This window comes from Streptomyces turgidiscabies Car8 (assembly GCF_000331005.1).
Classification (GTDB): Bacteria; Actinomycetota; Actinomycetes; order Streptomycetales; family Streptomycetaceae; genus Streptomyces; species Streptomyces turgidiscabies.
Genome location: NZ_AEJB01000428.1, coordinates 1 through 13,112 on the forward strand (window position 1 = coordinate 1; position 13,112 = coordinate 13,112).

Annotated in this window: 12 protein-coding genes; 10 read left to right on the forward strand and 2 right to left on the reverse strand. The window is 71.0% G+C overall.

Annotated features, from left to right (window positions below; genetic code table 11):
• Positions 1–314: 314 nt before the first annotated feature.
• Positions 315–1,148, reverse strand: a complete 834-nt coding sequence (locus tag STRTUCAR8_RS31550) for an HAD family hydrolase (RefSeq protein WP_044473232.1) — start codon at positions 1,146–1,148, stop codon at positions 315–317.
• Positions 1,149–1,664: 516 nt separating this feature from the next.
• Here STRTUCAR8_RS31550 and ssd point away from each other — a divergent pair.
• From ssd to STRTUCAR8_RS31585, 7 genes are all read left to right on the forward strand, one after another.
• Positions 1,665–2,771, forward strand: coding sequence for a septum site-determining protein Ssd (gene ssd / locus STRTUCAR8_RS31555; RefSeq protein WP_006380233.1), 1,107 nt, complete (start codon positions 1,665–1,667; stop codon positions 2,769–2,771).
• Positions 2,768–3,973, forward strand: coding sequence for a TadA family conjugal transfer-associated ATPase (locus tag STRTUCAR8_RS31560; protein ID WP_006380228.1), 1,206 nt, complete (start codon positions 2,768–2,770; stop codon positions 3,971–3,973). The genes ssd and STRTUCAR8_RS31560 overlap by 4 nt, the downstream gene beginning before the upstream one ends.
• Positions 3,974–3,993: 20 nt before the next feature.
• Complete coding sequence (locus STRTUCAR8_RS31565) at positions 3,994–4,839, forward strand: type II secretion system F family protein (protein WP_044473233.1); 846 nt, start codon at positions 3,994–3,996, stop codon at positions 4,837–4,839.
• A gap of 85 nt (positions 4,840–4,924) precedes the next feature.
• Positions 4,925–5,725, forward strand: coding sequence for a type II secretion system F family protein (locus STRTUCAR8_RS31570; RefSeq protein WP_006380225.1), 801 nt, complete (start codon positions 4,925–4,927; stop codon positions 5,723–5,725).
• A 128-nt stretch (positions 5,726–5,853) separates the two neighbouring features.
• Positions 5,854–6,072, forward strand: coding sequence for a DUF4244 domain-containing protein (locus STRTUCAR8_RS31575; RefSeq protein ID WP_044473234.1), 219 nt, complete (start codon positions 5,854–5,856; stop codon positions 6,070–6,072).
• Positions 6,073–6,094: 22 nt separating this feature from the next.
• A complete protein-coding gene (locus STRTUCAR8_RS31580) occupies positions 6,095–6,451 on the forward strand; it encodes a TadE family type IV pilus minor pilin (RefSeq protein ID WP_006380235.1) in 357 nt (118 codons plus the stop codon).
• Complete coding sequence (locus STRTUCAR8_RS31585) at positions 6,448–6,888, forward strand: Rv3654c family TadE-like protein (RefSeq protein WP_078507380.1); 441 nt, start codon at positions 6,448–6,450, stop codon at positions 6,886–6,888. The genes STRTUCAR8_RS31580 and STRTUCAR8_RS31585 overlap by 4 nt, the downstream gene beginning before the upstream one ends.
• A gap of 14 nt (positions 6,889–6,902) precedes the next feature.
• Here the strand turns inward: STRTUCAR8_RS31585 and STRTUCAR8_RS31590 are convergent, their stop codons facing one another.
• Positions 6,903–9,377, reverse strand: a complete 2,475-nt coding sequence (locus STRTUCAR8_RS31590) for a DEAD/DEAH box helicase (RefSeq protein WP_078507381.1) — start codon at positions 9,375–9,377, stop codon at positions 6,903–6,905.
• An 80-nt stretch (positions 9,378–9,457) separates the two neighbouring features.
• Between STRTUCAR8_RS31590 and bldG the strand changes: the two genes are divergently transcribed.
• The 3 genes from bldG (at position 9,458) to STRTUCAR8_RS31605 (ending at position 13,096) form a co-directional block, all read left to right on the forward strand.
• Positions 9,458–9,799 (forward strand): anti-sigma factor antagonist BldG, encoded by a 342-nt coding sequence (gene bldG, locus STRTUCAR8_RS31595; RefSeq protein ID WP_005475923.1) that lies wholly within the window; start codon positions 9,458–9,460, stop codon positions 9,797–9,799.
• A gap of 126 nt (positions 9,800–9,925) precedes the next feature.
• A complete protein-coding gene (locus STRTUCAR8_RS31600; protein WP_006380231.1) occupies positions 9,926–10,357 on the forward strand; it encodes an ATP-binding protein in 432 nt (143 codons plus the stop codon).
• A 333-nt stretch (positions 10,358–10,690) separates the two neighbouring features.
• Positions 10,691–13,096 carry a sodium-translocating pyrophosphatase gene (locus tag STRTUCAR8_RS31605; protein WP_006380234.1) on the forward strand — a complete coding sequence of 802 codons (2,406 nt, stop codon included), beginning with the start codon at positions 10,691–10,693 and terminating at the stop codon, positions 13,094–13,096.
• The last annotated feature ends 16 nt before the right edge of the window (positions 13,097–13,112 follow it).

A 13,112-nucleotide genomic window follows, 5' to 3' on the forward strand; every position in this document is an offset into this window, starting at 1 on the left:
CACCCGGTTACCAAGCGTCCTCGTATTGTTGCCCATCAGGTCGGGAACTCTGCCCGTAACCTGGTGCGGCTGGCCCGTAATCGACGGGTCGACGTCGCGTGGGTGCCCAGTGTTCATGCTCGGGTCCGTGGGGCCAAATGCGTTATAAAGGTGATCCTTTCGGATGTCCTTGGTCTCGCGGGCCGTTGAGTCCTTTCTACTCCTGGACCGGGGCAAGCGGAAGCCCTGACTGCACTTCTTTACTTTTATCCTCAAACAGGAATGAATCGGGCGCCGGTGTGCCGGATGGCTCCGGACGGGGCCGGAGGGGCGGCTCAGACGGCCGTCGGACGCCGTCGGCTCGCATACCAGACGAGGCCCGCCGTGGCGGCCGCCGCACCTATCGCGGCAGCGGCGACCAGGGCCGGACGCGGCGGTACGGAGAGCGCGGGCAGGCGCTGCTTCAGCCGGACCGGACGGTGGAAGTCCAGGATCGGCCACCCGCGGGCGACCGCTTCCCGGCGCAGCGCGCGATCCGGGTTCACGGCATGCGGATGGCCGACGGACGACAGCATGGGGATGTCGGTGACGCTGTCGCTGTACGCGTAGCAGCGGGCGAGGTCGTATCCCTCGGACTCGGCCAGCTCCTTGATCGCCTCGGCCTTCGTCGGCCCGTACGCGTAGTACTCCACCTCGCCCGTGAAGCACCCGTCGTCGCCGACGACCATCCGCGTGGCCACCACCCGGTCCGCACCGAGCAGTTCACCGATCGGCTCGACGACCTCCGCGCCCGACGTGGACACGATCACCACGTCACGGCCGGCGGTGTGGTGCTCCTCGATGAGGGAGGCGGCCTCGTCGTAGATGATCGGGTCGATCAGGTCGTGCAGCGTCTCGGCGACGATCTCCTTGACCAGCTGGACGTTCCAGCCGCGACACAGCGCGGACAGGTACTCGCGCATGCGCTCCATCTGGTCGTGGTCGGCACCGCCCGCCAGGAAGACGAACTGGGCATACGCGGTACGCAGTACGGCCCTGCGGTTGATGAGGCCGCCTTGGTAGAACGACTTGCTGAACGTGAGCGTGCTCGACTTCGCAATGACCGTCTTGTCCAGGTCGAAGAAGGCGGCTGCGCGGGGCAACGAGTGGTTTTCCACGAGGCTGAGCATAGGCGCCCACCATTCGGCCTAAGGAGTGGCATGTGGGTTTGCCTGAGAAGGCCGTCGGGTACACCATGGAAGTCACGGATCGTTCGCGACCGTGCTAACCCGGTCCGGCTCCTCCCCCCCCGAGTCGAACCGTGGGGACGACCCCCGCTCTCCCCCCCGGCGGGGGTCGTCGCATGTCCGGGTGGGTTTTCCTTCTTACCCAGCTCAGTGTCCGCGGCCGTGGTGCCGTCCGAGGCGGCTCCGGCCGCCTCTTTCGCATGCCCAGGACTCGTCACCGTGTGTAGCTGAAGCGGTGCTCTGTGGAAAGTCGAAGATTGCTCACCTGTTTGGGTGATGCCGATATCCACAACCGCCGAGTTGTCCACAGATTTCGCTCAAGATCCACTTCTTTTCCGGGTTCGCTGCACCGTGATTCCAGCGCGTCCCGCTCGCGGCGAGTTCATGGCCGGTTCCGTTTGCCGGGCGCGTATGGCCGGATTCCGTCGGCCGCGCATATAGCGAAGGGGGCTGGAAGACATGGCTGGAGCCATCACACACGACAACGACCGGGCCGGAGCCGAGGGACGGCAGAGCGGACCGCTGATCGTCACCGAGGACGCCGACCTGCTCGACGACCTGCTGCGGCTGTGCGCGGCGGCCGGTGCCACACCCGAAGTGCACCACGGGGTGCCCGAGCGAGGCGGCGGCTGGGAGGCGGCACCCCTCGTCCTGGTCGGCGACGACGCCGTACGACGGGTGCGCGGAGCCGCGCGCCGACGGGGCGTGGTTTTGGTCGGGCGCGACCAGGACGACTCGGGGGTCTGGCGGCGGGCCGTAGAGATCGGCGCCGACCACGTCCTGATGCTGCCCGACGGCGAGCAGTGGCTCGTCGACCGGATCGCCGACGTCGCCGAGGGCGTCGGCAGGCCCGCGCTCACCGTGGGCGTCATCGGCGGCCGGGGCGGGGCGGGAGCGTCCACGCTGGCCTGCGCGCTCGCCGTCACCTCCGCGCGCGAGGGACTGCGCACCCTGCTCGTGGACGCGGATCCGCTGGGCGGCGGACTCGACGTACTCCTCGGTGGGGAGACGGCCGACGGTCTGCGCTGGCCGGCCTTCGCCGCCTCGCGCGGCCGGGTCGGCGGCGGCGCCCTGGAGGAGTCGCTGCCGAAACTGCACTCCCTGAGGGTGCTGAGCTGGGACCGCGGAGACAGCGTGTCCGTCCCGCCCCAGGCCGTACGGGCGGTGCTCGCCGCGGCCAGACGGAGCGGCGGCGCTGTCGTCGTCGACCTCCCGCGCCGCATCGATGACGGGGTCGCGGAAGTCCTCGCCCAACTGGACGTCGGACTCCTGGTGGTCCCCGGTGAACTGCGCGCCGTCGCGGCGGCCGGCCGGGTGGCGTCCGCCGTCGGCATGGTCCTGCGCGACCTGCGCGTGGCGGTACGGGGGCCGTACACACCGGGGCTGGACGACCACGAGGTGGCCCGGCTGCTCAACCTGCCGCTGGCAGGTGAGGTCCCCGTCGAATCGGCGCTGTCCCGCCCGCACGAGGGCAAGGCGCCGCCAGGAGCGGCCGTACGCGGACCGCTGGCCCGGTTCTGCACCATGTTCTGGGAGCGGGCGCTGGCCGAGGCGGGCAGCGCATGAGCGGCGGCCGCTGGGACGAGGGGCCGGGTGCGTCGACCGGACTGCTGGACGGCGTACGGCAGTGGCTGGCCGAGAGCGGGGCCGAGGCGACGCCCGCGCGCGTGGCACAGGCACTGCGGGAGCAGGGGCGGGTGCTCGGGGACGCCGAAGTGCTGGGCGCCGCGGAGCGGTTGAGGTCGGAGCTGGTCGGCACCGGCCCGCTGGAGCCGCTGCTCGCCGATCCGTCGGTCAGTGACGTGCTGGTGGCGGCCCCGGACCGGGTGTGGGTGGACCGGGGCGGCGGACTGGAGCTGACCGCCGTCTCCTTCCCGGACGCGGGCGCCGTACGTCGGCTCGCGCAGCGCCTCGCAGCGGTGGCCGGACGGCGCCTCGACGACGCCCGCCCGTGGGTCGACGCCCGGCTCCCCGACGGGACCCGTCTGCACGCGGTACTGCCTCCGGTGGCCGTCGGCTGCACCTGTCTGTCGCTCCGGGTGGTACGGCCGCGCGCATTCACCCTGGATGAGCTGATGGCCGCGGGGACGGTACCGCCGGGCGGCGACCGGGTGTTGCGGGCACTGCTCGACGCACGGCTGTCCTTCCTGATCAGCGGCGGTACGGGGTGTGGCAAGACCACCCTCCTCAGCGCCTTGCTGGGGCTGGTCGGCCCGGGCGAGCGGATCGTGCTCGCCGAGGACTCGGCAGAGCTGCGGCCTGATCATCCGCACGTCGTGTGCCTGGAGACCAGACCCGCCAACCAGGAGGGCGCGGGCCTGGTCACGCTCCAAGACCTGGTGCGGCAGGCGCTGCGGATGCGGCCCGACCGGCTGGCGGTCGGGGAGGTCCGAGGCGCCGAGGTCGTGCACCTGCTCGCCGCTTTGAACACAGGTCACAGCGGCTGCGGGACGGTGCACGCGAACGCGGCGGCGGACGTACCGGCGCGGCTGGAGGCACTGGGCACGGCTGCCGGGCTCGACCGGGCCGCGCTGCACAGCCAGTTGGCGGCCGCGCTGTCGGTGGTCCTGCACCTCGTCCGCGACCGGGCCGGGCGGCGCCGGATCGCCGAGGTGCATGTGCTGGAGCGGGATCCCTCCGGGCTGGTGGTGACGGTTCCGGCGCTGAGGTGGGGCGAGGAGGCGTTCGCGTACGAGCGGGGCTGGGAGCGGTTGCGGGGGCTGCTCCGCGCCGGCGGTGACAAGGGGCAGGGGAGTGAAGGCGCGTGACGGGGACGGGAGTGTTGGCGATGGGCGTGGCCGGGGTGTGCGTGGGGTCGGTCTGCTGGCTGCTGGGCGGGCGGTATCCGGGGGCACGGCGGGCGGAGCTGTTGCTCGCCGGAGGCGGGGCCGGGAGTACGGGGCCCCCTCCGTGGGAGCGGGCGGTCGGTGAACTGCGGCGGTTGCGCGCTTGGTTGCGGGCCGAGTGGTGGTCGGTGGCCGTCGGGCTGGTGGTGGCGCTGCTGGGCGCCTCCGTGGTGCCGGTCCTGGCGGGCGCGGCCGGGGTGCCGTTGCTGCGCCGGGTCAGGCTGGCCGGCGAGGTGCGCCGGGCACGTGAGCGGCGGGGCGACGAGGTGATCGCGCTGTGCGGGGCGCTCGCCGGTGAGGTGCGCGCCGGGCGGCAGCCGGGAGAGGCGCTGTTGCGGGCGGCACGCGACTCAGGCGGCCTCGGTGAGGCGCAGGCGTCGGTGCTGGCGGCCGCACGGTTCGGCGGTGACGTACCCGGGGCGCTCGCCGCGGCGGCCCGACAACCGGGCGCGGAGGGGTTGTTGGGCCTCGCGGCGTGCTGGCGGGTGGCCGTGGACCAGGGCGCCGGACTGGCGGCCGGACTCGACCGCCTCGAAGGGGCCCTGCGGGCCGACCGGGACCAACGTGCGGACCTGCGAGCCCAGTTGGCGGGTGCCCGGTCGACGGCGGTGATGCTCGCCGGTCTCCCGGTGCTGGGACTGGTCCTGGGCACGGCACTGGGTGCCGACCCCCTGCACGTGCTGCTGCACACCGGCGCAGGCCTGGGCTGCCTGCTGGTCGGCGGTGTGCTGGAAGGCGTCGGACTGTGGTGGGCGCTGCGGATCGTGCGGGGAGCGGAGACGGCATGAGGGTCGGCGGACCGAGGGCCGGCGGAGCGAGTGACGGGGGCCGTCTTGGTGCGGCCGCCGACGGTGTCCGGAAAGGGGAGTCGGCATGAACGCGGATGTATTCCACAGGCTGGGGGTGTTGCTCGGGGTCGCGCTGGCCCTCGGGTGGCTGCTGCGGTGGATCGGGACGGTACGGCGTGAACGGCGGGTGCGCCGGAGGCTGGCCCGGCTGCTCGCGCTGGAGGTCCGGCGGGAACGCGCCCTGGGGGAAAGGCGGTTCGGGGCGCGGAATGCCGTACGGCGGTGGCTGCCCGTGGCGGGGGCGGTGAGCGGCGGGTGGGCGCTGGTCGGCGGTGTGGCCGGCGTAGTGGTGGGGCTGGTCGCCGGGGTCGCGCTGTGGTGGTGGCGACTGCGGCGGACGGCCGGTGGTACGGCGGCGGAGGCCGTCGACACGGCCGAGGCGGCTCGGCAGCTTCCGCTCGCAGCCGATCTGCTGGCCGCGTGCATCGCGGCCGGCGCCGGTCCGGTGATCGCCGCCCAGGCGGTGGGCGAAGCGCTGGCGGGACCGGTCGGGGAGCGGCTGGCACGGGGCGCGGCGGAGGTACGGCTCGGCGGCGAACCGTCCGAAGCCTGGCGGAAGTTGGCGTCGATACCGGGAGCCGGCCCCTTGGCCGGACTGCTGGAGCGGGCCGACGAGTCGGGCGTTCCCGCGTCCGGGCCCGTCGCTCGCCTCGCCGCCGACACCCGCGCCGAGTGGGGTCGCACGGCGACGGAACGGGCCCGGCGGGCGGCCGTCATGGTCACCGCGCCGGTGGGCCTCTGCTTCCTGCCCGCCTTCATCGCGGTCGGCGTACTGCCCGTGGTGATGGGGCTGGCCGACGGGCTGCTGGGCGGGGGTGGTGGATGACGCGAGGGACGCGTGCTCAGGAGCAGGTCCTCGGCGGAGCTTGATCGACCAAATCAACGACAACTGACACGACAACAGACCGACAACAAGCAAGCCATCAACAGTACTTAGAAATCATGGGAGTTGAGATGTTCACAATGGTGCGGGTGCGGATGTGTGCCCTGGTGTGCAGGACGCGAGTGGCGCTGGGGGCGCGGCGGGACGCCGGGATGGTGACCTCGGAATACGCCGTCGGCATCATCGCGGCGGTGGCGTTCGCCGCGGTGCTCTACAAGGTGGTGACGAGCGGCCAGGTCAGCTCGGAGTTGCAGGCCATCGTGAAGAAGGCCCTCGATGCCAAGATGTGAACGCCCTGGCCAGGAGAGGGATGTGGGGCGGTTCCGGGACCGGGGGTTCGTGACCGCCGAGGCCGCCGTGGTGCTGCCGGCACTGGTGCTGTTCTCCATGGCGCTGGTCTGGGCCCTGCTCGTCGCCGCCGCGCAGATCCAGTGCGTGGACGCGGCCCGGGCCGGTGCCCGGGCCGCCGCCCGGCAGGACCCGCCCGGCACCGTCGCCGAGGTGGCTCGCGGCGCGGCCCCGCGCGGTGCGGAGGTCACCGTCACCAGGCAGGGCGACCTCGTGCGCGTGGCGGTGGTGGCCCGGCCGCCGGGGCTCGGCGGTCTCACCGTCGATGTGGCCCACGAAGCGGTGGCTTTGGCGGAGGAGACGGTGGGGGCGGGCTCATGAGACACCTGGGAATCGGCAGGCGCGGGCGGCTGGCCGGAGTTGTGCCCTCCCGCCTGCTCCGTTCCGACCGGTTTCGTTCCGACCGGGGCTCCGCCACTGTGTGGAGCGTGGGTGCCATCGCCGTCCTGTGTGTGGTGTTCGGCGTGGTGCTCGCCATGGGGCAGGCCGCGGTGGCCCGCCATCGGGCCGCCGCCGGTGCGGATCTCGCGGCGCTCGCGGCGGCGGACCACTGGACGGAGGGTGCCCCGGAGGCCTGTGCTCGGGCGGACCGGGTGGCCGCGGCCCAGGGCACCCGGCTCGTGCGGTGCGTGATGGTGGGCGAGACGTCGGATCTGACGGTGGCAGCGGGACGGGGCCTGTTCGGGGCGGAGGTCAGGTCGAGGGCGGGTCCGCCGGGACCCGCAGGCCCTCTGGGGCCGACCGGGCCGCCACCGTGACGCAAGCCCGGACCTCAGTCCTGCTCGTCCGAAGCCTTCTCCTCCGGTGCCCCCTGCAGCAGAACCGTCAGCAACCGCACCGCGCCGCGTTTGTGCAGGGGCTCGTTGCCGTTGCCGCACTTGGGGGACTGGATGCAGGACGGGCAGCCGGCGTCGCACTCGCAGGACGCGATGGCCTGCCGGGTGGCCGTCAGCCAGGAACGGGCCGTGTGGAAGGCGCGCTCCGCGAAGCCGGCGCCGCCCGGGTGGCCGTCGTACACGAAGACCGTCGGGAGGAGGGTGTCCGGGTGGAGCGGGACGGAGACGCCGCCGATGTCCCAGCGGTCGCAGGTCGCGAACAGGGGCAGCATGCCGATCGACGCGTGCTCGGCTGCGTGCAGGGCGCCGCCGAGGATCTCGGGGTTGATGCGGGCGGCGTCGAGCTGGTCCTCGGTGACCGTCCACCACACGGCACGGGTGCGCAGCGTACGAGGAGGGAGGTCGAGCTTCGTCTCGCCCAGGACTTCACCGGTGATGACCCGTCGGCGCAGGAAGGAGACGACCTGGTTGGTGACCTCGACGGAGCCGTAGCAGAGCCGGCCGTCGCCCCACGGGATCTCGACGTCGGTCTCCAGGACGGCGATGGACGTCGTGTCGCGGGCGACCGTCGAATACGGCGGGTTCGCCTCCTCGACCAGGGCGACCGAGTCCGTCAGGTCGAGTGAGCGGACGAGATAGGTGCGGCCCTGGTGGAGGTGGACCGCGCCCTCGTGTACAGCCGTGTGCGACGCCCCCGCGTCGACGGTGCCGAGCAGCCGTCCCGTGCCCTCCTCGACGATCTGGACCGGGTTGCCGCCACCTCCTCGGATGTCGGCCAGGTCGGCGGCCCGTTCACGGCGGGTCCAGTGCCAGGCATTCGTCCGGCGGCGGAGCAGTTTCGCGGCCTCCAACTGCGGGAGCAGGGCGGCGGTTTCGGGGCCGAAGAGCGCCAGATCCTCCTCGACCAGGGGCGATTCGGCTGCCGCAGCGCACAGGTGGGGGGCGAGGACGTACGGGTTGTCGGGGTCGAGGACCGTCGACTCGACCGGCTGGTCGAACAGGGCCTCCGGGTGGTGGACGAGGAAGGTGTCCAGCGGGTCGTCGCGGGCGACCAGGATCGCCAGCGCGCCCTGTCCGGCACGTCCGGCGCGGCCCGCCTGCTGCCACAGGGAGGCACGGGTGCCCGGGTACCCGGCGATGACGACGGCGTCCAACCCGGAGACGTCGATGCCGAGTTCGAGGGCGGTGGTGGCGGCCAAGCCGAGGAGTTCGCCTGAGTGGAGGGCCTGTTCGAGTGCTCTGCGCTCCTCGGGGAGGTAGCCGCCGCGATAGGCGGCCACCCGCCGGGCCAGCGAGCCGTCGACCTCGGCCAGCCGTTCCTGGGCGATCACCGCGATGAGCTCGGCGCCGCGCCGGGAGCGCACGAAGGCCACCGAGCGCACGCCCTGGACGGTGAGGTCGGTCAGCAGGTCGGCCGTCTCGGCGGTGGCCGTACGGCGGACGGGCGCGCCCTTCTCGCCGTGCAGTTCGGTGAGCGGGGGCTCCCAGAGGGCGAACACCAGTTCACCGCGCGGTGAGGCGTCGTCCGCGACCTCGACCACCGGAAGGCCCGTCAGGCGGCCCGCCGCGACGGACGGCTCGGCGGCCGTGGCCGAGGCGAGCAGGAAGACGGGGGAGGCGCCGTAGCGGGCGCACAGGCGGCGCAGCCGGCGCAGGACCTGGGCGACGTGGGAGCCGAAGACACCGCGGTAGGTGTGGCACTCGTCGATGACGACGTACTTCAGCGACTTCAGGAAGGAGGCCCAGCGGGGGTGGGACGGGAGTATCCCGCGGTGCAGCATGTCCGGGTTGGTGAGGACGTAGTTCGCGTACTGGCGGACCCACTCGCGTTCCTCGACGGGGGTGTCGCCGTCGTACACGGCCGGGCGCACCGCGTTTCCCAAAGGTTGTGAAAGTTCCTTCACCGAACGTCGCTGGTCTGCTGCGAGGGCTTTGGTCGGGGCGAGGTACAGGGCGGTCGCCCCGCGGCCGTTGGGCGCCTCGGAGCCGTCCAGGAGTCGGGAGAGGACCGGCACGAGGTACGCGAGCGACTTGCCCGAGGCGGTACCTGTGGCGACGATCACGTTGTCGCCGTCCAGGGCGTGCTCGGCGGCCAGTGCCTGGTGGGCCCAGGGGTGTTCGATACCGGCGGCCTGGACGGCCGCGACGACCTCGGCGCGAATCCGGTCGGGCCAGACTGCATGACGGCCCGCACGCGGGGGCAAGTGCTCCGTATGAGTGATGCGCGAAGCCCGGCTCGGGCCCGAGGTGAGCCGGTCCAGGATGGTGCCCGGATCGGGTCGCGGGGCGGCGGAAGCCGAGGGTCGTTCGGATCGGTGATTCTTGGCCATCGGCATCGAGTGTGTCACTGGCGTGACGGACAATGGGCCCAAGGCGTCGTGCACGCCCTGCGGTAAGTGATTGAATGCCATCGCGGCTGGCGAACCGTCCTGGGGACTCTGCCGAGGTGTCCCTTGGGATGACCGCTCGATAGCAAGGTGCTGGAGGATCCGTGGACCTGTCCCTGTCGACCCGTACCGTCGGCGATCGTACGGTCGTCGAGGTCGGTGGCGAAATCGACGTTTATACCGCGCCCAAGCTGCGTGAGCAGCTGGTCGAGCTGGTCAACGACGGGAGTTTTCACCTCGTCGTCGACATGGAGGGTGTCGATTTCCTCGACTCCACCGGGCTCGGCGTGCTGGTCGGCGGCCTGAAGCGTGTGCGTGCCCATGAGGGCTCGCTGCGCCTGGTCTGCAACCAGGAGCGCATTCTGAAGATCTTCCGTATCACCGGTCTGACCAAGGTGTTCCCGATTCACACCTCGGTCGACGAAGCGGTGGCGGCCACCGACTGACGACCGTTTGGCGGACGCGTGTGCGGTCACTCGTACGTGTGTCCGTGACGGAAGAAGTAAACGAGGGGGGTCCGGGTCTCGGCGATCCGGCCCCCTGATCGCACGCCCGTATTCCGAGGGGGATGCATGGCCACCGTTGAACTCCGCTTCAGCGCGCTGCCCGAGCACGTCAGGACCGCCCGACTGGTGGCGGCAGCGGTGGCGCGCAGGGCCGGAGTGGACGAGGCCGTACTCGACGAGGTGCGACTCGCCGTCGGTGAGGCCTGCTCCCGAGCCGTCGGACTGCACCAGAGCGGCGGCATCACGGAGCCGGTGTGGGTGACGCTGATCGAGGAGGAGAAGCTGTTCTCCATCGAGGTCGGCGACGAAGCACCCCGTTCGGCTCCTGGCGACAACGCTCCGGGTGCCGGTGACGTGGACGTGGATGCCGAGGAGGACGAGATGGGCCTCGCGGTCATCAGCGGCCTCGTCGACGACGTCGAGGTCACCGCCGGGGAGAACGGCGGATCGATCCGCATGAGCTGGCCGACCGCGCCGCCGGTCACGCTCGTCCCCTGACCCCACTCGCCTCTCTACAACGCCAAGGGCCCTGCTGAGCAGGGCCCTTGGCGTTTTTGTCGACGGGTTCCGGAAATCGTGAATACCTTCACGATCCCTTCGTGAAGGTATTCACGATCAGTCACGCGGTAATTCGATCACGCGTCAATGCGTCTGCGGCATTACGCCATGTGGGTCAATGGATCACCCGGGGATCTTCCAGGGGTCTTCCGTCGATCATTTGCTGAATAGCATGGGGCAATCTATTCCGTTTACGCGTACTGTTTTGATCAGCTTCCGGTACCTACAATCCCGTCCACATCTTGAGCTCAGCCCAAGCGTCAAGGAGGACGAATGGCGGGGCTTTCTACCCCTCATCGGTTCGACCAACCCACAACCTTCGCAGCCGCGGTACTGACCGACGACAACCGACTGATCGTCATGGTCATCGGCGTCGTCGCCCTGGCGGCGCTCGCGGTCGCCGGGGTGCTGGTGCGCCAGGTGCTCGCGGCGGGCGAGGGCACCGACAGCATGAAGGAGATCGCCACGGCGATCCAGGAAGGCGCGAACGCGTATCTGGCACGGCAGTTGCGCACGCTCGGCGTATTCGCCGTGATCGTGTTCTTCCTGCTGATGCTGCTGCCCGCGGACGACTGGAATCAGCGCGCCGGACGGTCGGTGTTCTTCTTGATCGGCGCCGCGTTCTCGGCGGCCACCGGTTATATCGGCATGTGGCTCGCCGTGCGCAGCAATGTGCGGGTCGCCGCGGCCGCGCGAGAAGCGACACCGGCGGAAGGTCAGCCGGAAAAGGATCTCACCGACGTCTCCCACAAAGCGATGAAGATCGCTTTCCGTACGGGCGGCGTCGTCGGCATGTTCACGGTGGGCCTCGGCCTGCTGGGCGCCTCCTGCGTGGTGCTGGTGTACGCGGCCGACGCGCCCAAGGTGCTCGAAGGCTTCGGCCTCGGTGCCGCCCTCATCGCCATGTTCATGCGGGTCGGCGGCGGCATCTTCACCAAGGCCGCCGACGTCGGCGCCGACCTGGTCGGCAAGGTCGAGCAGGGCATCCCGGAGGACGATCCGCGCAACGCCGCGACCATCGCCGACAACGTGGGCGACAACGTCGGCGACTGCGCGGGCATGGCGGCCGACCTCTTCGAGTCGTACGCCGTGACGCTCGTCGCCGCGCTGATCCTCGGCAAGGCCGCCTTCGGCGACGCCGGGCTCGCCTTCCCGCTCCTGGTGCCGGCGATCGGCGTACTCACGGCGATGATCGGCATCTTCGCGGTGGCGCCGAAGCGTTCCGACCGCAGCGGCATGAGCGCGATCAACCGCGGCTTCTTCATCTCCGCGGTGATCTCGCTCGTACTCGTCGCGATCGCCGTCTTCGTCTATCTGCCGTCGTCGTACGCCGATCTGGACGGGGTCACCGACGCGGCGATCGCGGCCAAGGGCGGCGATCCGCGGATCCTCGCCCTTCTCGCGGTGGCCATCGGGATCGTGTTGGCGGCCCTGATCCAGCAACTGACCGGCTATTTCACCGAGACCACCCGCCGACCCGTGCGGGACATCGGCAAGAGCTCCCTCACCGGCGCGGCCACCGTCGTCCTCGCCGGCATCTCCATCGGGCTCGAATCGGCCGTCTACACCGCCCTGTTGATCGGCCTCGGCGTGTACGGGGCGTTTCTCCTCGGCGGTACGTCCATCATGCTGGCGCTGTTCGCGGTGGCGCTGGCCGGCACCGGCCTGCTCACCACGGTCGGTGTGATCGTCGCGATGGACACCTTCGGGCCGGTCTCCGACAACGCGCAGGGCATCGCCGAGATGTCCGGTGACGTCGAGGGCGCGGGCGCACAGGTGCTCACCGACCTGGACGCCGTCGGCAACACCACCAAGGCCATCACCAAGGGCATCGCCATCGCCACCGCAGTCCTGGCCGCCTCGGCGCTCTTCGGGTCGTACCGCGACGCGATCACGACCGCCGCGCACGACGTCGGCGAGAAGGTCGGCGAGGGCGGGCCGATGAACCTCGTGATGGACATCTCGCAACCCAACAACCTGGTCGGCCTGATCGCCGGCGCGGCCGTCGTCTTCCTGTTCTCCGGGCTGGCGATCAGCGCGGTCTCCCGGTCGGCGGGTTCGGTGGTCTACGAGGTGCGGCGGCAGTTCCGCGAGCACCCCGGGATCATGAACTACACCGAGAAACCGGAGTACGGGCGCGTCGTCGACATCTGTACGAAGGACGCGCTCAGGGAACTCGCCACGCCCGGGCTGCTGGCCGTCATGGCACCCATCGCCATCGGGTTCACGCTCGGCGTCGGAGCACTCGGCGCGTATCTCGCGGGCGCGATCGGTACCGGCACCCTGATGGCGGTGTTCCTCGCCAACTCCGGTGGCGCGTGGGACAACGCGAAGAAGCTGGTGGAGGACGGCCATCACGGCGGCAAGGGCAGCGAGGCCCACGCGGCGACCGTCATCGGCGACACGGTGGGCGACCCGTTCAAGGACACCGCGGGACCGGCCATCAACCCGCTGCTGAAGGTGATGAACCTGGTCGCTCTGCTCATCGCGCCCGCGATCGTCAAGTTCAGCTACGGCGACGACGAGAACCTCGCACTGCGCATCGTCATCGCCGTCCTGTCGATCGCGGTGATCGTGGGCGCGGTGTACGTGTCCAAACGACGCGGAGTGGCCGGGGACGACGAGGGGGAGGAGGCACAGCGGGCGGCCAAGTCGGCCGATCCCGCAGTGGTTTCGTAGCAGAAACCGGCCAACG